Here is a 22,936-nt window from a genome sequence, read left to right as displayed (position 1 = left end):
TTAAATATAAATTTTATGTATTATGTAAATAAATAATAAATGGGAGGTTAATATGAAAGATAATTATAATGATGAATTTAACGATTGGTTAAATAAAAATGATAATAATGAAGAAAATATTACTCTTGATACTTCAGAAGCAAATAATTTCTCAGATTATAAAAAAGAAGGAGAAAGTTCTAAAAGTAATTTTGAATTTTCAAATACTACAGGCAATAGAAAATATAAAGAAAATGTATTTTTTAGATCCCAAAGTAATAGAGGGAATTTTGAATATGCTGACAAAGCATATGTTAATGAACAAATTAGAAAAAGTAAACCTAGATTTGGTTTTGTAAAAGCTATAGCTCTAGTTTTAGTTGGATCAGTTATTGGATCTTTTGTCGGTCCATATACAATGGGATATTTTAATAAAACTGAAAAAACACCTACTAAAGATATTCAAACGGTTAATATTTCAAAAAAATCAGAAATTAGCGTGGAAAATGCAGTAGCAAAAAAGGCGATACCTTCAGTTGTTGGTATAAATACAAAATTTGAAGGAAAAAGAAGTCTATTTGGAAAAACATTGAAAGGTGAAGGAATAGGATCTGGTGTAATTGTTAGTGAAAATGGATACATTTTAACTAATGCTCATGTGGTTCAAAATAATCCTACAGAAATTAATGTAATTTTTTCAAATGATGATCATGCTAATGCAAGAGTGGTTTGGAAAGATGAGACATTGGATTTAAGTATAATTAAAGTAGATAAAAAAGGCTTGCAAGCTGTAGAATTTGGTAATTCTGATGAAATAAGTATTGGTGATAAAGCAATTGCTATTGGAAATCCAGTAGGATTAAATTTGCAATCAACACTAACTTCAGGATACATTTCAGGATTAAATAGATCAATCACAATGGAAAATGGTCTAATAATGAACGGTTTAATTCAAACAGATGCTTCAATAAATTCTGGTAATAGTGGTGGTGCCTTATTAAATGATAAGGGGCAATTAATAGGGATTAATACTGCTAAAGCTGGACAAACAGATGGAATAGGTTTTGCAATACCAATAAATACAGCAAAATCTATAGTGGATAGTGTAATAAAAGATGGAAACTTTAGTCCAATCGTATTGGGAATTAGAGGGATTGATTTGATTAATTATATTCAATATACATCTAATTATGACCTAGGAGTGGATAAAGGAGTTTATATTACTGAAGTAATTCCAGACACCTCAGCCGACGAAGGTGGTATTAAAGTAGATGATGTAATTCTATCCATAAATGATAAAAAGGTAGAATCTATGAATTCATTAAAACAAGCTTTATTGCAATATAAAGTTGGAGATAAAGTTAAAATTAAGGTATTAAGAGATTCTCGTAAAATTGATTTAAATATAATTTTTAAGGGGAATAAACCAAACGCTTAAAAATTTTCTAGAGATAGTTTATAAATATTAGTCGAATAAAGTTATCAACAATTTAGACACAACTTCTCCTCAAAATATATTTTCTAGATTTAAGTTATCAACCTGATTTTAATAAAATAAGTGGATAATGTGGATAACTTTATATAATATTTATATAAAAAAATAAATATTGGTTGCTGAAGTTAAATTCAGTGAAAAATAATCACTATTGTGGATAACTTTAGTGATTATTTTTTTTTATTTTGTTATTTTTTTATTATAAAGGGTATATAGATAATAACAAAAAAGTAGGAGGTAACATATGAAAGTTCAATATGTTGGGAAAAATATAACTGTTCGAGATAACTTCAAGGAAGAAGTTGATAAAAAATTAAGAAGAATAGATAAATTCTTCGATAGTGATATTGAGGCAAAAGCTTCATTTTCAAATCATGGTAATTTCAAAACAGCAGAAATTACAATATGGTTGAAAAAAGGAACTATTTTAAGAGCAGAAGAAACTTCAGATGATATGTTGTCTTCAGTTGATAGAATTATCGAGTCATTAGAAAGACAAATAAGAAAATATAAAACTAAATTACAAACAAGAAATTCTGGAGAATCAATTAGATATGACGAAATACCTTCCGATGAATCAACGGTTGCGGAAGATGAATTTCCAAAAGTTGTGAAAACAAAAAAAATAGGATTAAAACCAATGTTTATAGAAGATGCAATAATGCAAATGGATCTTTTAGGACATGATTTCTTCGTATATCAAGATGCAGAAACTGAAAAGGTATCTGTTGTATATAAAAGAAATGATGGCAACTATGGATTGATAGAACAAAATTGATATATTTTTTATTGTTGATGGAAGATTAAATCTTTCATCAACTTTTTTTGTGTATTTAACCTTATTATGATATAATAATACGGATTGTAGAAAAAATATGAAAGGAAAATACTAATGAGTTTTTTGAGAAAAATTTTCAAATCTTTTAGTGAAAAAGAAATAAGTAAATTACAGCCAAAAGTTGATCAAATTTTAGCGCTAGAAGAAGAATATTCAAAATTAACAGATGAACAATTAAAAAATAAAACAGAAGAATTTAAAAATAGATTACAAAATGGGGAAACTCTGGATGATATTTTAGTTGAAGCATTTGCAACTGTTAGAGAAGCATCTTGGAGAGTCTTAGGTATGAAGCATTATCCAGTTCAATTAATTGGAGGGATGATATTACACCAAGGAAGTATCTCTGAAATGAAGACAGGGGAAGGTAAAACTTTAGTAGCTACATTACCAGCATATCTAAATGCATTAGAAGGTAAAGGGGTACATGTTGTTACTGTTAATGATTACCTAGCAGAACGTGATAAAGATTGGATGGGTAAGGTATATAGATTCCTAGGTTTATCAGTTGGATGTATACTTTATGGATTAACACAAAGAGAAAGACAAGAAGCATATAATGCTGATATTACTTATGCTACAAATAATCAACTAGGTTTTGACTATTTAAGAGATAATATGGAAATCTATAAAGAAGATACAGTTCAAAGGGGATTGCACTATGCAATAGTCGATGAGGTTGATTCAATCTTAATCGATGAAGCTAGAACTCCACTTATTATCTCTGGACAAGGTGAAGAATCTACAGATATGTATTTAAAAGCTGATACATTTGTTAAGACTCTAGAAGGAAGAATTTTAGATCCTGAAGAAACAGAAAAAAATAAATTAGATATGCTTTTAGAAGATGTCGAATTAGAAACTGTAGACTTTGTAGTAGATGAAAAGAGAAAATCTGCAACACTTACTGAACAAGGTACAGATAAAGCTGAAAAATTCTTTGGAATTGAAAACTTGTCAGATGCTGAAAATATGGAATTAGCTCATCACATTAATCAAGCGTTAAAAGCTAGAAATACAATGCATAATGATATTGACTACGTTGTAAAAGACGATGAAATTTTAATAGTTGATGAATTTACAGGACGTATTATGCAAGGTAGAAGATACTCTGATGGATTACATCAAGCTTTAGAAGCTAAAGAAGGAGTAAATATTAAGAGTGAACAAAAAACACTTGCAACAATTACATTCCAAAACTTCTTTAGAATGTATGATAAATTAGCTGGTATGACTGGGACTGCTATGACTGAAAAAGATGAATTTGCACAAATTTATAATTCAGATGTTATAGAAGCACCTACAAATAAACCTGTTATAAGAATAGATGAAAATGATAGAGTTTATGTAAATGAAAAAGCAAAATTCAATGCTGTTGTAGAAGAAATAAAAAAAGCTCATGCAACAGGCCAACCTATCTTAGTAGGTACAGTGTCTATTGAAAAATCAGAATATTTATCAAGTTTATTAAAGAAACAAAGAATACCTCATGAAGTGCTTAATGCTAAACAACATGCTAGAGAAGCTGAAATTGTTGCTCAAGCTGGTGAATTTGGGAAAATTACAATTGCAACTAACATGGCAGGTAGAGGTACCGATATTGTGTTAGGGGGTAATCCAGAGTATATGGCAAAAGCTGAAATGAGAAAAAGGGGTATAGAAGAATATCTAATAGATGAGGCAGATGGTTTTGCTGAAACATCAGATGAAGAAATAATTGAAGCTAGAAAAACATTTGCTGAATTGAAAAAACAATTTAAAGAAAAAACAGATGAAAATGCTAAAAAAGTACTTGAAGCAGGTGGGCTATTGATAATTGGTACAGAAAGACACGAATCTAGACGTATTGATAACCAATTGAGAGGGCGTGCTGGACGTCAAGGTGATCCAGGTAGATCGAGATTCTTTGTATCATTAGAAGATGATTTGATGAGACTATTTGGCGGGCAAGCGTTGAAGAGATTCACATCTTTCCCAGAAGATGAACCAATTGAAGCCGGTATATTATCAAAAGCAATTCAAAGAGCTCAGGCAAGAGTTGAAGCAAACAACTTTGCAACAAGAAAAAGAGTTCTAGAATATGATAATGTTATGAATAAACAAAGAGAAGTAATTTATGGGGAAAGAAATGCAGTTTTAAATGGAGATAATATTAAAGAAAGTATCATGTCCATGTTAGAAACAGTAATAAATGATGCTGTTGATTTATTCTGCAATTCTTCAACAAAGAAATCAGAATGGGAAATAGTTGGATTAAAAAACTATTTAGCTGATATTTGTGTACCGGCTAATAAATGGAGTTCAATAGAATTAACTTCTGTAGAAAAGTTAAAAGTTGATTTATTAAATATTGCGAAGTTAGTATATGAGATAAAAGAAGAAAACATTGGTTCTGAACAAATGAGAGAAATTGAAAGAATAATTCTTCTTAAAGTTGTTGACCAAAAATGGATGGACCATATAGATGCTATGGATCAATTAAAACAAAACATTGGTGCTAGAGCTATTGGTAATGAAGATCCAGTTAGGGCATATGCTAATGAAGGTTATGAAATGTTTAATGAATTAAATCATTCAATTAGAGAAGATACCATAAGATTCCTATTTAGGGTTGAAGCTGAATCAAAACTTGAAAGAGAAAAAGTTGCTAGAGCAGAAAAAGAATCTTTAGAAGGTGCTCCAGATGAAACACCAAGACAAAGAACAGTTTCAAGAAAAGTTGGTAGAAATGACTTGTGTCCATGTGGGTCAGGTAAGAAATATAAAAACTGTCATGGAAAAAATGAATAGTATGAAAATATGATAGATATTAAAGATGTGAATAAATTTTATTCATGTCTTTTTTATATTTAAAATATTAAAAAAAATTAAAATTTTATAATGCAGTATAAAAAAATATATATGAATTTAATAAAATTGTTAAAAAGTATATTGAATAGTTTTTTCAATTATGACACCGTTTTTTTAATATTAAAAATGAAAACAATTTCATTATTTGTAAAAATTTCATAAGAATTTTGGTATTACGTTCTTTAAAATATGGAATATAATGATATCGATAACATAAAATAAAAATAGGAGGAATAATGGATAAAATGAAAAACTTTTTAAAAGAAAAGAAAACTCTTGGAAATAAAAAGTTAAAATATGGCATGAGAAAATTATCAATAGGACTTGTATCATGTGTACTAGGTGCGTTGGTATTTTTACCAGGAACAAGTGTACTAGCAGAAGGCGAAACACCGTCACCAACAGCGGTAGTAGAACAAGCTCAAGATGAAGCAACTGAAGATGAAGAGCAAGAAGGAGATCTAACAGAAGAAGAATTATATAAATTAGAAATAGCTGAAAAAGAAGAATTGAATAAAGATCTAAAAGACAAATCTGTTGAAAATGTAGTTGAACAAAAAGATCCTGAAGAATTAAAAAATGCTGTTACAGAAGAAAAAGTTGATGATTCAAAAACGGAAGAAAAGATAGAAAATCTAAATGAAGTTAAAAAAGAAGAAACAAAAAGTAAAACTTTAATGGATAAACTTGTTGGAGAAAAATCGGAAGAAGAAAAAGCTAAAGAAAATAAGACAGAAGAAGAAATTGTTGAAGAAATTGGGGATAAAGTTAGTAAAAGACAATCTTTAGATCCAAAACCAGTTGTTTTTTCGTATGAAGATATTGAAAAGAGCTGGAAACCAGATGAAAGACCTAATGATGATATAAATAAAGCAAGTGTTAGGGATGTAGCTAAAACAGAAAAAGGAAAAGCTGTAAATGAGTATGCAAGTGAAGAAGCTATGATACTTCCGTTAACATCATTCATTGGAAATAAGAAGACAGATGCATCTGCAGCTGGAAGTAAAGATTTTAATGTAAATAATTTTGATAAATACCAATATGTAAGTGATATAGTATTTTGGGAAGGACCAGTTCCTACACCCGATGTAATAGATGCTGCACACAGAAATGGTTCAAGAATTCATGGTAATTTATATTTTGATAATTTTGATGGAAATCCTCAAGCAATGAAAAACTTTTTAGAATTTATAAAAAAAGATCAGAAAACAGGAAGATATCCAAATGCTTATAAATTAGCAGAAATAGCAGTTCACTATGGTTTTGATGGATATTTTATGAATCAGGAAGTTGCTGGTTGGCAACTGAATGGTAAAATTAGTGAAATGAGAGAATTTTTCCTTCAAATGAAACAAAGAGCAAAAGAATTAGGGCGTGATTTAAAGATTTCATGGTATGATTCTTGGGGAGATCAAGAAGGAGGTCATAATTTTAAAAATAGAATTGGTTCTGATAATGATGACCTATTAAAGCCTGATAAAGAAGGAAAGTATGCAGTAGATTACTTTTTCATTAATTTTAATTGGGCAGGAAATACATCAGGTACTGTTGCGCACATGAAATCTATTGGTAGAAGTGAATTTGATGCTGCTGCTGGATATGAAATGCAAAAAGATGTTAGATTAAGTAATAAATCTTCTAGACAAGATATGTTGGGGAAAGATAAAAAACTTAGAATATCTATAGGTTTATATCATAGTGATAATGTAAATGGTTTAGCTAAAACAGAAGATGATATACATAAAGTGATAAATGACTTTTGGACAGGTTCAGCAGGAGATCCTACTAAAATAGATGATAATGCAATATATAATGGTATGGCGAGATATGTAGTAGATAGAACAACTATTTTATCTCCAGAATTATACACTAGATTTAGTAGGGGGAATGGTCATAAATGGTTTACTAATGGGGTAGAGACATCATCTGATAATTGGAATAATAGATCTATTCAAGATGTTTTACCTACATGGACATGGTGGAATAAATCAGAATTAGCAGAAAAAGATGAATTAAAAGCTGATTATGATTACACAGATGCATATAATGGTGGTTCATCAATTAAATTAGAAGGTAAATTAATAAAAGGTAGTAAACAAGATTTAAGATTATTCAGTACAAAATTTGATCCTACAAAAGATACAGAAGTTACTTTTGTATATAAAGGTGGAAAAGGTTCTGATATTGAATTGGGTATCTCTACAAATGAAGATCATTTAAAATCAGAATTTAAATACTTAAAACCAACTGTTGTTGAATCAAATGGATGGAATATTGCTAAAGTATCGTTAGCGGATTTAGTTGGACAAAAAATATATGCTTTAAGTATTAAAGTTGATGGAAAAGAAGAAGTAGAAAATTATAAATTGAATATAGGTGAGTTTTCTATAACAGATAAAAAAGAAAAAAATATTGAATCACCTAAGAATATAAAAGAAGTTGAGAGAGTAATTAATTCTGGAATAAATGCTGAATTAATTCTTAAATTTGATAAGGTTAAGGATGCTAAATACTACGATATTTATAGACGTACAAAAGATGGTGAAAAATGGTTGAGTTCATCATCATCTTCAATTATATATATACCAGAATTAGAGAGAGAATTAGATTCCGATTCTACAATTCAACATTTGTCAGTTTATGCAATTGGTAAAGATGGACAAAAATCAGATGCGGGAGATTTTGTATTTAATTGGGGAATTCTTACAAATGATACAGAACCAGAACATGAAAAGGCTAAAGATATAAATAGAGAAGCTAAAATAACAGATGCTGATGGTCCAAATGATCAAGATAAGTGGAAATTAATAAATGGGACAATGGTTGGATTAGAGGATAAATGGGAAGATAATACATATAATTCACAAGCAAGTTTAGCTTTTGAATCTCCTAAAACTGTTGTTAGATGGGCTGTAAATCATGCAGGATTTTTAGAATCTCAAAATGATGGTAAGATGAATTCCAGTGATTTCGCTTTAGAGTATAAAGATTTAAAAACTGGAGATTGGAAAGAAGCAAAAAGAATAAAAAATAATATTTATCATAGAACGGATGAAATTCTTCAAAAACCAATAACAGCAAAAGAATGGAGATTGAAAGTATACAATGGAGATAATGGTTCTCCTTGGAAAGCAACAAGAATTTATGGTTGGGAAATGTATGAAGCATTAGATGAATATTCAGAAAATGTTCCTATGTCAAGAGCAGAAGCAGTTCATGTTAAAGATGATCGATTTGTTGTTAAATTTAATGTTCCAACAAGACCATTTGCTAAAAAATTCTTTGCTCCAGAACCTAATAAGACAGTTTATTTATATAAAGATAGAGAACTAAAAAATAAATTAGCAGAAGGTATACTTGGAGAAGATGGTAAGTTGGTATTTGATAATATAAGATTGCAAGATTCAAAAGGAATTATATATTATGTATCAAAAGTTGGAGATAAAAAACTAAGTAATAGATTGGCGATTCAATATTATAACCCAGAAAAACTAAGACAAGAAAAATGGGATACAATTAAAAATGCTATGTCTGGTTTATCACAAGGATTAGATGATTCTAAAAATAAAAAAGATGATTTTGAAAGGGAAAGACAATTAGCTATAATCGCTGATAAAAAAGATAGAGAAAAACTGGAAAAAGAAGAACAAGCTAGAAGTGATGCTTTTGAAAGACAAGCAGAAGAAGCTAAAAAAGTGGAAGAGTCCAAAAAAGATAAAGAAAGTTCTTCGAAAGAAATTACAGTGCCAGGAACAGATAAAGATGTGATAGTAACTCCAGCACCATCAAGAACAGTTCCAACTGTAACACCAATTCCAGGCACATCAGGTTCAGGACTTGTTGAAAAAGAATTACCAGAATTCCAATATGGCGAAAATCAAGTATTTGTAAAAGGATCTGGAAAACAATTAGAAGTTAAAGTTGAATCACCATTAGCATCATTTAAGGAAGCTAGAGTAGATAGTGTAGTTGTGGATCCTTCAAATTATAAATTGAAATCAGGAAGTACAATATTTACATTAAAGAATGCGTATTTGGAAACATTAGCATTAGGTAAACATAAATTAGATTTAGTATTTGCTGAAAGTGATGAATACAAAGCATCAGTTTTAACAACTAAATTCACAGTAGTTGAAGCTGTTAAAGGAAAATCAGATGCTGAAGTAACAAAACCTCAACAAGATGTAAAAGAAAATGTATCTGGTCAACCTGTTCAAAATGCTAATAAAACATCTCATAATCCAGAAACTGCAGATGCAGGAATTGCTTCATATTTAGCAATGGCTGGATTATCAGCAGCAGCACTTGCTGTAACGAAAAGAAGAAAAAATAAATAAATGAATTTAATTTCATAAGTTTCTCCGAAAAGAAAGCTGTTAAAATGGCGTGAAAGTTGTTTTAGCAGCTTTTTGTTTATGTAATTTTTTTATAATGTTAAAGTAAGAAAAACTACTGTATTTTGCTGATGGGAAAGTATGGAAGAAAAAATAAAAAAACAAGAAAAAAGAGCCTATTTTTACGTTTTTAAAAATTTTACGGATTAAAGTTCATTCCTATTACTCATTTCTTCCTTATGTATTCTTCTTTGCCTTCTTTTACTTTTATTTACTATTTTATTTAAATTTCCGCTTGCTAACTGCTTAGCTAATAGCGGAGTTACAATACTTGTAAAAATGACCGCAAAAGTTAATTGAGAAGCGGCATCTGCTACAAAGTTTGAATCTGACATATTTTGTACTGCAATCATCGCAGGAATTCCTATAGAAAGTCCCGGAATCGAAGACATTGCAATTGAAGAAAGTCCGTTTGAATTGACAAATTTCTTTTCTATCGACATTAAACTTGGCAACATTATTGCATAGTATAGAACTACGATTAATAGTCCTCCTCCTGCTGATTGGAATGCCTGTTTAAGATTTATTGAAGCTCCTAGCTGCCAACCTAAATAAGGCATTGTTATGGTAAATAGTGGAGCGAAAGTCTCTTTAACGCTTTTATCAAAATTTCCCAATAACATACCCAATATTATAGGAATGAGAGTTGAAATAATCGGCATTAAATTTACAGCTCCCGAACTTGCGCTGATACTGTAAATAAACATAGGTAATACCGGAACTGCCATAAGACCGATTAAACCGAATGCCGCAACATCTTCTTCCTCTCCGACATCCTGCATTATTGAAAGATATATTGCCGGATTACATGCACATATTGCAGTAATAAAGGCTACCGCACTTATTCCGACGATTCCATCATGTCCGAATATTTTTATAAATATAAATCCTAATACAATACAAATAATTGCTTTTGCAAGTAAAAGAATTCCCTGTTTTTTAAAAACTTTTAAAAGAGTTTTGAAATCAAGAATTAGACCCGATGCAAAACACGCCATTCCAACGATAAAATTTAAAGACTCACCTGTAAAAACAGCCTGTGTTACTCCCCCGATATTGAAAAGTCCCGGTGCAAAAGTTGTAAATAACGCACTTATAAACATAGGAATTAAAACCGTTCCGGCAGGAACTTTTTTCATAATGTTAATCATTTTTAACCTCCTTCTACAATATTATATCATCTTTTGGGAAAAGGTATATTATTTTTGTATTATTGTAGAAAACGCAAGATTTATCATTAAATATTTATTGTAAATATCAAGATTAGTGATATATTTATAATAAAAATGTATTTTATACAAACAAATATTCATTTGCTGAAAAATTCATTTCAATATTTGATTATTTTAGATGTCTTTGTGGAAATAATTTTTTTGAGAAAGGGAGTTTCCAATCTGTTAGGTAATAAAAGAAATTTAAGAATTATGAGAAACCGAAGAAAATAAGCTATCCAAAAAGTAAATATAAACCATTAAAAGGAACTTACCCAGGTGAATATGTAGAAATAGATGTAAAATATGTACCACTTGAATGTATTGGATTTAAGAGTAATTATGAAAGGTATTATCAAATAACAGCAATAGACTTATACAGTAGAAAAAGAAAACTTAAATTAGTGAATGAAAATAGTACTCATGAAACATCAAAAATGCAAAAACACTGGCAAAAGAATTTGGTTTCAAAATAAAAACTGTACAGACAGATAATGGCAAGGAATTTTGTAATGATAGAGAACAAAAGAAATCAGCATTTGAAAAAGTATTGGAATATCTAGAAATAGAATATATAAAAACAAGACCATATTCACCTTGGTAAAATGGTGTATTAGAAAGAAGTCATAAGATAGATAATGATCTATTTTACAGTAAAAAAAGATTTAAGAGCGAAGAAGAAATGTATAAGGCATTTCAAAGATATAGCTTAAGAACAAATAATATAGCAAGAAGAGTATTGTCATTTAAGACACCAAACGAAATGGTTGAAAGTTATTTCAAAAAGGCAGCATAATGATACAAACAATGCCTATCCCTGTCAAGGTACGCTTTGCTTTTCTCCTTGAGAGAAATATACATTGTTTGTTAATTATAATTATGCTTTTTGAAAATATTATTAGATTGCTTTCTTGTCACATATGTTTGACAATCCTAGACAATTAATTAGTCAAGCCAAAAAAACTTTTTAAAAGCAATGAATTATATGATAGAATATAATTGTAAAAAAATATATATGGAGGGATTAATTAAATGAAGAAAAGATTGTTAGCTTTTTCTATTACTCTTTCTATTTTGTTAGGTTTTTCGCAACCTGTATTTGCTCATAATGAGAAGTCAAATAATGAGCAAATACAAATAAGCAAAATAGAAAATGGTAAAATTATAGAGAATACTGATAATAATATTGAAAAATTAGAGAAGGATTTTCCTAAGATTTCAAATTATCTAAAATCTCAGAAAATTGAATCAAACCAAGATGGCAAAGTTACAATGCTGGTAGAGTTTGAAGAAGGTAAGAAGGAAGAAGGATTAGAAGAATTAAAGAAAATTCCTAATCTTAAGGTAAAATATGTATATGATTTGTTGATAAATGGCGCTTCTATAGAAGTTCCGATTGATCAAGCGAAAAAAATATTTAAGATTGATGAAATAAAAGATGCTGTTGAGTCGCAACAAGTAGAGCCAGCAATGCATGATGCAAAACAAATAATAAGAGTTGTACAAGCTAGAAAAAATTCTGACATTAATGGAAAGTATAATGCAGATGGTAGGGGAATGGTAATAGCTTCTATAGACTCTGGAGCAGATTTAACTCATAAAGATTTACAAATGAGTGATGAAATATTTAATAAATACGCAAAAATAAAAGTAAAAAATCCCAAAGGACCTTTTACAAATAAAGTACCACATGGATTTAATTATGCAGATGGAAACTTTGAACTAAAAGATAATTTTTTTGCTCCTCATGGACAACATATAGCAGGGATACTTGCGGGAAGTGCTAGTGTGGAAGAGGATGAAAAAGGACTAGGAGTAAGAGGTGTTGCGCCAAATGCTCAATTATTGGTATATAGAATATTTTCTGATGGTAGTGAAAAAGATGGTTACACTCCAACATCTGGAGATGATGCTGTTTATCATGCTATGGAAGATGCTATAAAGCATGGAGCAGATGTTATAAGTTTGAGTATAGGTAACCCTGGTGTAGGTAGAAGGGGAGACTTATATGACACTGCAATTAGAAAAGCACAAGAATATGGTGTTGCTGTAGTAGTTTCTATGGGTAACTATGGAGCCTCATCATCAGAAAGCACATATGATAATTATACTAATAATGCATTTGGAAATATTGATACATCCATGACTGTTAGTGGGGCAGCAAATCCTCATGCTATAGGTGTAGCTGCATCAAGAAATACAGGTGTTTTATATCCAACTGTTGCTTTTGATGGTAAAGACTATCCTGTAGCTGATATTGGTAGAAATTTTGAATTTAAAGAAGCTTTTAAGTTGTTAGAACCTAAAGAATACGAAGTTTTATATCTTGGTAAAGGTAGCGCTAAAGATTTCATGATGTTTGAAGATAAAATAGAAGGTAAGATTGTTGCTGTTGCAAGAGATATGGATGATAAAAATTTAGTTTGGCAAAAACTGGATAGGGCTAAGTTATCAGGTGCAAAAGGGTTCATTTTAGTAAATGATATTATTAACAAAAATAGAGATACCTATATGGAAGAAGTTCCTACAGGTTTTGAAAATTTAAGTCAAAAGCATAAGGATATGTTTTCTGCTGAAGATGAATTAATACCAGCTATAGGTATTAGTGGTAATACTGGGAAAAAATTATTTGGCTTGAGTGATAAAAATGAGGAAAGACTAAAACCTATTGATAAGGTATTTAAAATTAAAATTCAAACTAAAGATTATAAGACCAAAGCTGTATATGGTGAAGAAACAACAATAGCAGGATTTTCTGCTTGGGGACCTAACAATCAGTTAGAATTAAAACCTGATATAACAGCGCCTGGTCAAGAAATTTTATCTATAGGAAATAATGATACCTATGTACAAATGTCTGGTACTTCAATGTCACAGCCTGTTATAGCAGGTGTTACAACTTTATTATATTCAAAAATTAAAGAAGACATGCAGTCTTTATTAATTACACCTAAGTTTCCTTCAAATATGGATAATAGAGCTGTACCTAAAGTTCCCGAAGAAGTAGATAAGTTTACAAGACCGGAGCTAGCTAAATTCTTAATGATGTCTACAGCAAATCCTATGAGAGATAGGACAGTTGAAGTAGATGGTGAATTTTTAGAAAACTCACCAAGACATCAAGGAGCTGGTCAAGTAAATATAGAGAATGCATTTTTAACAAATGTGATTTTATCACATAAGGGTAGACCTTCAGTATCTCTGAAAGAAATTGGTGAGACAACAACATTTACTGTAAATTTACACAATTTTTCAGATAAAGACCAAGAATTCAATATTGAAACTGGAAAAGTTATTACAGATAATATAGTTAAAGTTGAAAAAGAAAAATCGGGTGGGGGATATGATACTGTAAATGAAATCCATCCTAAAGTAATTGAGGGATCAAGTATTAAACCTTCAGTAGATATTATAAAAGTTCCTGCAAATTCAAAGGTGAGTGTAGAATTTACACTTAATGTAAATGGAAAAGATATATTTGCAGAAGGATATATTTATTTTAAATCAAAAAATTCCGACGAACCAAATCTGTCTATTCCTTATATGGGATTTTTAGGAAATTGGGGAAAGGAAAGAATTGTTGATCTGCCTGAATGGGAAGAAGGTTCTAAAACAAAACTTACAACACTATTAGAAGGTTCTCAATCACATGATGGGGCTGAAGGATCTCAGAAAAAAATTGGCGTTGATGGAATGATACCAAATAATGATAAAGTAAATCCTGAAATGCTTGCTACTAATGGTTTTGAAGTAGTACCTAGAATAATTACTCTTAGAGATGCAAATGACTACAAAGTGTCAATTGTAGACAAAGATAAGAATGTACTTCAAGTTTTACAACATTCACATTTCTATAAAAAATATATCCATGCCCATTTCTTGGAAAGACCATGGTATCCACCTATGGTATTAAAGCCTAATTATGAAATGGGATGGAGAGGAGCTATTCTAAATAAAGATTGGAAACTTGGTACAGTAGATTTTGATAAGAACCTGCCTGATGGGCAATATTATTTCAAACTTGAGTTTAGATCTACTGATAAACACGAGTATCAAGTAGATTATTTGCCTATTAAGATTGATAGGACACCTCCTGAATTTACAGATGAATCAATTAAATATGACAGAAAAAATAAAACTTTGACAATAAAAGTTAAGGATAATTTTGGAATCATATTTTTAGGAGCGAGTTTAGATGGTAAGAGTTTAGATGTAAAAAGACAAGGAGATGATTATAAGACATTTATTGTTGAGAATGTTGAGTTAAAAGCATCAACAAATAATACTTTAGTTGTAGAAGCTAGAGACTTTGGTGGTAATAATATTAGATTGTCAAAGGATCTAAGTAAAGGAAATCAAATAGTATCATATGAAAATCTTGATGGTGTTAAAAGGGATGAAAATGTATTAAGAGGTAAATTTGATAAGGAATATATAGATTCTGTAAATGCCAAGTTAAATGGTAAACCAATTGATGTTGAAATTGAAGATGGCAGTTTTGAAATTAAACTTATCAATTTAGAAGCTAAAAATAATCTAGAAATTGAATTTAAAAAGAATGGTAGAGTTGTATCTACTGAAATAATTCAAATATTTAGAGATTCTACAAGACCTGAAATAAAAGATATTAAAGTAACTAATCTAGATAATAACAAGGCTCTAGTAGAAGGAAAGATTATTGATGATATTTCTTTAAGTAAGAATATAAGGGTTGGATATAATAATATTCCAAGAATTAGACAAAGAGATTATGATAGAAATTCTATTCAGTTGAATGAAGATGGCACCTTCAAAGTAACATTATCAAAGAATGATTATTATGTACTATTTATCTTCGCTAAAGATGAAGCCGGCAATCAAGCTATAAAAAGAGTACAGTTAGGAGGTCAAGGATATAATGAAGATACGGAAAACGCAGATGAAAACCATAGCCAAGTGGTAAAATCTCAAGTATCCTCTCATGTTAGTTTTGATGGAGGAAGAGAAGTTATATATCCAGGTAGTTTTGCTGCATGGATTGCATACTCACCAGATTCTATCAGTAGAAATGACAATGTTATACCAGGTAATTTAAATAATATTGAAGAAGAACCATACAGAGTTAAGATAACTTATCATGGTATGCCAGGAGATGTTATGAAAGTAACATCATATAATCCTGTGCTTAAGGGATATGAGGAGTTGGTAGAACCAAATCTAACACAATATCCTAAAGAGTATACATTCAAAGAAGAAGAAACTGTATCACTAGCTGCAGTGCTTTACAATGGATTCAATTCTGTTAATTTAAAAGTTGTAGATGCGGATGGAAATGTACGTACAAATAGAGGTTATACATTCCATATTGACTCAACTGGTCCAGGTCTTGAATTGTTTAATGTAAAAATGCCTGAATCAAAAAATGATGGATCAATTCCAAAAATTTATTTTCCAAGTGAAGATTATGTTTTAGAAGGCAAAATCTACGATGATGCTAATGACGTTTATTTCAAAGTGGATGATGTACAAGTAGAATCTTGGATACTATTTGGAGAAAGAAATCAAGAAAGAAGATTTAGACATGAAGGAAGATCTGAAAATGGACAAATTATAAAACTTGTTGTTGAAGATAAGTTTGGCTCAAAAGAAAGGTATGAATTTGAAACTGCAATAGATTCAATTAAACCTGTTTTGAATATTGATGATATTGATAATTTAAATGGCGATTCAGAGCTTAAGGTAGAAGCTAGAGATGAAAACTTGTGGGAATACAAGACAAGTGTAAATGGTAAAGAATATACTGGTGGACCTTTAAGAAATTATGAAATTGAAGGACAAGAAGGTAAATACTTCGTATATTCTTACGCAAAAGATTTAGCAGGCAATAAGACTGAAATTACAAAAGCCATAAATATGGATGAAGATCTTCCAAGTCTTAAATTATTAAAAGATAAGCTTACAGCAAAAGATGCTCAAAATATAGAAAATGTATTTGATATTCCAGAAGGAATAAAGGCTAGTTATATTGAATATGCTGACAGATATGAATCTGCAAAACTTGATGATGAATGGTATGATAAGGATACTTTAAATCCATATAGAAAATTAGATAAAATAGTTTTAAGAGAAGAAGGCGAAAATAGTGTAAATATTGTTCTGGAAGATGTGTTTGGTAGAAAGCAAGTTCATACTTATATCATAAATATAGGTGAAGAAATAGAAGAGGAATTGCAAGAAGAACCAAAGCCTCAGGAAGAACCAAATGAAGATTTAGCACAGTTAGATGAAGGGGAAAAAATTAATAAAGAAAAACTTTTACAACAAGTAAAATTAAAGAAAACTGAATACAAACCTACAGAATTCAAAGGTATAGCAGATGAATTGGAACATCCAGATGGTGTTAAATTGAAGCTTAAAAATCATTTTGATTCTTCAAGTCCAGGTAAAAAATTGATTGTTGTAGAAATTACCAAGGGAGATTTAGTTATTGAAAAAACATTTGAAATAAATGTTGTTTCTAATGATATTTCAAATAATATTTCGGAGAATGACTCTAATTTAAATTCCCAAAATGAAGATGAAACAAATATAAATACAGGGTCTACTGTTGATGGTGTATATGAATCACCTTCAGAATCAAGGGAGAATGCTAGGGATATTTCAGATGATTATTTATCAAGCGATAATAATGAAAATAATTCGAGAGGATATAGTCAATCTTCAAGTAATTCCGAAACACCTTTAAGCAACAAGGGAACATCTTCGAATAGAGAGGAAGATAAGAAGGAAAAAAGGATTGAGGTACAAAGCAATAAGACGGATGAAAAACTTGATAAATCTAGTTCTAACTCAAGAGATGATAAAGAACACAAAAATGTCTTAGGTGAAAATCAAAGCAAAGATAAAACAGAGGAAAATACAAATAAATCTATAATGAATATTCTTGTTCCGGTAGTGTCCTTGGTGGTATTAGGAGGAATTGTATTCTTTTTAATAAGTAGATTAAAAAAAATAATAAAATAAATATTACTTATAAATTTGGTAAAAAGATTTGGAGAGTTTAACTTTCCGAATCTTTTTTTTGAAATTTTTTTGAACTATCATTAGGATAAATTAATAAAATATGAGAATTAACTCTAAAAATATAGCTAATTTTATGGTATAATATACTGGTGAAAAAATTGAGAGGTGATAGTTATAGAACAATTTGAAATGAACAATGAGTTAGATGATTTATTAAAAACGATGAATGGTTTGGGTGAATCGCTACATATTGAAAAAAAGAAAATTGAATTAAAAGAATTGCAAGATAAGTCATTTGAAGCAGATTTTTGGGATGATTCTGAAAAAGCTCAAAAAATAATGATTGAACTTAATTCTATTAAAGATATAGTTGAAAACTATACTAATATCAATGATAGTCTAAATTCTATAAAAGAATTATTAGGAATGATGACTGTTGAGGAATTTATTGAAATGCAGGAAGATTTAACTTCTGATTTAGTGGAAGTTAGAAAAAATGTATCTAAATTAAAAATCGAAACACTTTTATCTGGAGAATATGATGCTAATAATGCTATAATTTCTATACATGCTGGATCTGGTGGGCTTGAGGCTACTGATTGGGCAGAAATGTTATATAGAATGTATACACGATGGATTGATTCTAAAGGATATAAATATGAAGTTGTTGAATACAATAATGAGGAAGGTGGCGGTATTAAGTCTGTTACTTTAATTGTTAAAGGTAAGAATGCTTATGGATATTTAAAGGCTGAAAAAGGAGTTCACAGATTAGTAAGAATATCTCCTTTTGACTCAAATGCGAGAAGACATACATCATTTGCGAGTTTAGATGTTTACCCCGAATTAGATGATGAAATGAATATTGAAATTGAAGAAAAAGATTTGAGAATTGATACGTATAGAGCAAGTGGAGCAGGTGGACAACACGTTAATACAACTGACTCGGCTGTTAGGATAACTCACATTCCTACTGGGGTTACAGTGAGTTCACAAAATGAAAGATCTCAAATTCAAAATAGGGCAACTGCTATGAAAATGTTGATGGCGAAGTTGATTCAAATAAAAGAAGAAGAGCATAAGGAAAAAATTGAAGATATTCAAGGAAAATATTCACAAATATCGTGGGGATCACAGATAAGATCATATGTATTTCAACCATACACAATGGTTAAAGATCACAGAACAAATTATGAAGTTGGTAATATTGAAAAAGTTATGAATGGTGATTTAGATGATTTCATAAATTCATATCTTAACATGAAAGAAGTAGATAAAAGATGAATATAAATAAGAAACTATCAGAAATATTAAATATTAAAGAAAGTCAAATTGAAAAAACTATTGCGTTAATGGATGAAGGAAATACAATTCCATTTATTGCTAGATATAGAAAAGAAGTTACCGGAAATTTAACTGATGAAGTGTTAAGAGAACTAGAAACAAATCTTAATTATTTGAGAAATTTAGAAACTAGAAAAGAAGAAGTAATTTCATCTATTGAAAAACAAGAAAAAATGACTGATGAATTGATGAGTCAAATTCAAGCGGCAGAAACACTAAAAGAAGTTGAAGATATCTATAGACCATATAAGCAAAAGAAACAAACTAGAGCTACAAAAGCTAAAGAAAAAGGATTAGAACCATTATCAAACTTCATTCTTACTTGGAAAGATGGTAATGAATTAATTGAAGAAAAAGCTAAAGAATTTTTAACTGAAGAAGTTGAAACTGTTGAAGATGCTATAAATGGAGCTAAAGACATCATTGCTGAATTGATTTCAGATACAACTGTATTTAGAAACATTTTGAGAAGAGATGCGGAAAGAGCTGGAGTTTTAGTTTCTGAAAAAGCTAAAATTGATGAATCACAGGAAGAAGAAGCAAAAGTTTTTGAAAATTATTTTGAGTTTGAAGAAAAGATTACAAAACTTCCTTCGCATAGAATTTTGGCTATAAATAGAGGGGAAAAATTAGGATTCTTAAAAGTAGGAATAAAACTTTTAGATGAAGATAATATTTTCCAAATAGCGATAAGTATTCAAAAACACAAATTCTACGATTCATACAAGTATATTTTTGAAGCAGCAGAAGATGGATACAAGAGATTGTTATTCCCATCTGTTGAAAATGAAATAAGAGCTGAATTAACAGAAAAAGCAGAATCTCAAGCTATTAATGTTTTTGCTGAAAACTTAAAACCGTACTTAATGCAAGCTCCGATAAAAGGAACAGTTGTAATGGGGCTAGATCCGGGATATAGAACGGGATGTAAATTAGTAGTTGTTTCTGAAACTGGAGAATTATTACATGATACGGTTATTTATCCTGCGAAACCTAAAGAAGATATTGATGGATCTATAAAAGTTATGAAGACATTGATTGAAAAATTTGGTGTTGGTCTTATAACAATTGGTAATGGTACGGCTTCAAGAGAAACAGAAGCAGTTGTTTCAAAAATGATTAATGAAAATGAATTTTCTAAAAAGGTATTTTATACAATAGTAAATGAGTCGGGAGCATCAATCTATTCAGCTTCCAAAGTTGGTATTGCAGAATTTCCTGATAAAGACGTTACTGTAAGAGGAGCGGTTTCAATCGCAAGACGTATACAAGATCCACTTGCAGAACTTGTTAAAATTGAACCTAAACACATTGGTGTTGGTCAATATCAACACGATGTAAATCAAGGAAAATTATCAGAAACTTTAGGAAATGTAGTTGAAGATTGTGTAAATACAGTGGGTGTAAACTTAAATACAGCTTCACCTTCTTTACTATTATATGTTTCAGGTATAAATGCTAAAGTTTCTCAAAATATTATTGATTACAAGTTAGAAAATGGTAAATTTACTTCAAGAGATCAATTGAAAAAAGTTAAAGGACTAGGACCTAAAACATTCGTCCAAGCAGCTGGATTCTTGAGAATCCCTGAAAGTGAAAATCCTTTAGATAATACAGCGGTTCACCCAGAATCATATAAGATTGCAAAACAAATTATTGACAGAGATTTAGATAATATAAATATTAAAGAAGTATCGGAAGAACTTAATGTAGGTGAATTGACATTGAAGGATATTATTGAAGAATTGAAAAAGCCAGGTCGTGACCCAAGAGAAGATATGCCGAAACCTATTTTAAGAGCTGATGTTTTAAGTATCGATGATTTAGAAGTAGGAATGGAACTAAAAGGAACTGTAAGAAATGTAGTAGATTTTGGTGCTTTTGTAGATATTGGAGTTAAAAATGATGGACTTGTTCATATATCAGAAATAAGTGATAAATTCATCAAGCATCCAAGTGAAGTACTAAAAGTTTCAGATATAGTAAAAGTTAAAATAATAAATATTGATAAAGCTAGACATAAAGTAGGTCTAAGCATGAAAGGATTAAAATAATGAAAATGGACAAATATTACATGCCAACATTAAAAGAAGATCCACAAGACGCAGAAATTGCAAGTCATAAACTTCTTTTAAGAGCAGGTATGATTAGAAAATCAGCATCAGGTATTTATTCATACTTACCATTAGGTTATAGAGTTATAAGAAAGATTGAAGAAATTGTTAGAGAAGGAATGGATAAATTCGGGGCTCAAGAAGTTTTGATGTCTGCATTACAACCTCAAGAAATTTGGGAAGAATCAGGTAGATGGAAAAAATTTGGGGAAGAAATGTTTAGATTAAAAGACAGAAATAATAGAGATTTCTGCTTAGGTCCAACAGCTGAAGAATATTTTACAACATTAGTTAGAGATGAATTAAAATCCTATAAACAATTACCGTTAAATATATATCAAATTCAAACAAAATACAGAGATGAAAAAAGACCAAGATTTGGAATTAATAGAGCTAGAGAATTTACGATGAAAGATGCTTATTCGTTTGATAAAGACCAAGAAGGATTGGAAAAATCATACCAAAACATGTGGGATGCTTATGAGTACATCTTTGATAAAATTGGATTGGATTATAGAGTAGTTCAAGGTGATAGTGGACTTATGGGAAGTGGTGTTTCTCATGAATTTATAGCTATGGCGGAAACAGGTGAAGGAATTATCGTTTATTCAAATGATAGTGACTATGCTGCAACAGATGAAAAATGTATAGTAACACTTCCTGAATTTGAAAAAGAAGAAGCTTTAGAATTAGAAAAAATTCATACACCTAATGTGAAAACAATCGAAGAACTTTCATCATTTTTAAAAGAAGATGCAAGTAAATTTGTAAAAGCGATAGCATTGAAATCGGATGAAGAATATTTTGTGGTATTTGTGCCGGGTAATAGAGAATTAAACTTGTTAAAATTCTTGTCATACGTACAAGTTTCGGAAAATGAAATTCAAATGATGAATGATGAAGATATCAAGAAGATAACTAGTGGAGATGCTGGATTTACAGGGCCGATCGGATTATCAAAAGATGCAAGAATAATAGTAGATTCAAGAGTTGCAAAAATGTCCAATTTCGTTGTTGGAGCAAACGAAACAGATTACCACATTAAAAATGTAAATTACGGAAGAGACTTTGAAGGAGAAGTTGTTGAAGATTTATTAATGGTTCAAGAAGGTGATAAAGGACCTAATGGTGAAGATTTAGTATTTGCTAGAGGTATTGAAGTGGGAAATATTTTCCAATTAGGAACAAAGTATTCTGCTGAAATGAATGCTAAATTCCTAGATGAAAATGGAAAAGAAAATTACTTCATTATGGGTTCATACGGTATTGGAATTACAAGAACTGTTACAGCTATTATCGAACAAAATTATGATGAAGATGGAATTATTTGGCCAGAATCTGTAGCTCCATACAAGGTAATTATAACTGTTGTAAAAGTTGGAGATGAAGAACAAGATAAACTTGCGGAAGAAATTTACAATACATTAACAGAAAATGGTGTAGAAGTAATGCTAGATAATAGAAAAGAAAGACCGGGTGTTAAATTTAAGGATAGAGATTTAATTGGTATTCCATATAGAATAACAGTTGGTAGAGATGCCAAAGATGGTATTGTTGAATTTTCTACTAGAAAAGATAAAGAAAATATTTCAAAAGATTATAAAGAAGTTATAGAGTCATTGATAAAATAAAAACTAGTTTATTCATTAAATTTATTTTTATGCATTCAACAAATCATATAATTTGATTAGGTTAACGTAAAAACAATC

The 22,936-nt window shown here is 29.9% G+C and carries 9 protein-coding genes; 8 read left to right on the top strand and 1 reads right to left on the bottom strand.

Annotated features, from left to right (window positions below):
- Positions 1–52 precede the first annotated feature (52 nt).
- From ABGF48_RS00305 to ABGF48_RS00290, 4 genes are all read left to right on the top strand, one after another.
- Positions 53–1,417 carry a S1C family serine protease gene (locus ABGF48_RS00305; RefSeq protein ID WP_408104365.1) on the top strand — a complete coding sequence of 455 codons (1,365 nt, stop codon included), beginning with the start codon at positions 53–55 and terminating at the stop codon, positions 1,415–1,417.
- A 301-nt stretch (positions 1,418–1,718) separates the two neighbouring features.
- Positions 1,719–2,252, top strand: a complete 534-nt coding sequence (gene hpf, locus ABGF48_RS00300; protein WP_408104364.1) for a ribosome hibernation-promoting factor, HPF/YfiA family — start codon at positions 1,719–1,721, stop codon at positions 2,250–2,252.
- Positions 2,253–2,366: 114 nt separating this feature from the next.
- Positions 2,367–5,102 carry a preprotein translocase subunit SecA gene (secA, locus tag ABGF48_RS00295; protein WP_408104363.1) on the top strand — a complete coding sequence of 912 codons (2,736 nt, stop codon included), beginning with the start codon at positions 2,367–2,369 and terminating at the stop codon, positions 5,100–5,102.
- 296 nt (positions 5,103–5,398) lie between these two features.
- The gene (locus ABGF48_RS00290) at positions 5,399–9,499 is read left to right on the top strand and encodes an endo-beta-N-acetylglucosaminidase (RefSeq protein ID WP_408104362.1); all 4,101 of its coding nucleotides are present in this window, start codon (positions 5,399–5,401) and stop codon (positions 9,497–9,499) included.
- A gap of 203 nt (positions 9,500–9,702) precedes the next feature.
- Here the strand turns inward: ABGF48_RS00290 and ABGF48_RS00285 are convergent, their stop codons facing one another.
- The gene (locus ABGF48_RS00285) at positions 9,703–10,707 is read right to left on the bottom strand and encodes a 2-keto-3-deoxygluconate permease (protein WP_408104361.1); all 1,005 of its coding nucleotides are present in this window, start codon (positions 10,705–10,707) and stop codon (positions 9,703–9,705) included.
- Between the two features lie 1,092 nt (positions 10,708–11,799).
- Between ABGF48_RS00285 and ABGF48_RS00280 the strand changes: the two genes are divergently transcribed.
- From ABGF48_RS00280 to ABGF48_RS00265, 4 genes are all read left to right on the top strand, one after another.
- Positions 11,800–17,769: a S8 family serine peptidase gene (locus tag ABGF48_RS00280; protein WP_408104360.1), complete on the top strand. Its 5,970-nt coding sequence runs from the start codon at positions 11,800–11,802 to the stop codon at positions 17,767–17,769.
- Positions 17,770–17,958: 189 nt separating this feature from the next.
- Positions 17,959–19,053, top strand: a complete 1,095-nt coding sequence (gene prfB / locus ABGF48_RS00275) for a peptide chain release factor 2 (protein WP_408104359.1) — start codon at positions 17,959–17,961, stop codon at positions 19,051–19,053.
- A complete protein-coding gene (locus ABGF48_RS00270; RefSeq protein ID WP_408104358.1) occupies positions 19,050–21,167 on the top strand; it encodes a Tex family protein in 2,118 nt (705 codons plus the stop codon). Before prfB ends, ABGF48_RS00270 begins: the two co-directional genes overlap by 4 nt.
- Positions 21,167–22,858 carry a proline--tRNA ligase gene (locus tag ABGF48_RS00265; RefSeq protein WP_408104357.1) on the top strand — a complete coding sequence of 564 codons (1,692 nt, stop codon included), beginning with the start codon at positions 21,167–21,169 and terminating at the stop codon, positions 22,856–22,858. Before ABGF48_RS00270 ends, ABGF48_RS00265 begins: the two co-directional genes overlap by 1 nt.
- The last annotated feature ends 78 nt before the right edge of the window (positions 22,859–22,936 follow it).

This window comes from Helcococcus bovis, from assembly GCF_046035835.1.
In the GTDB taxonomy this organism is placed as follows: Bacteria; Bacillota; Clostridia; order Tissierellales; family Peptoniphilaceae; genus Helcococcus; species Helcococcus bovis.
The sequence above is the reverse complement of the archived record's forward strand: the minus strand, read 5'-3'. Positions and strand labels throughout refer to the sequence as shown.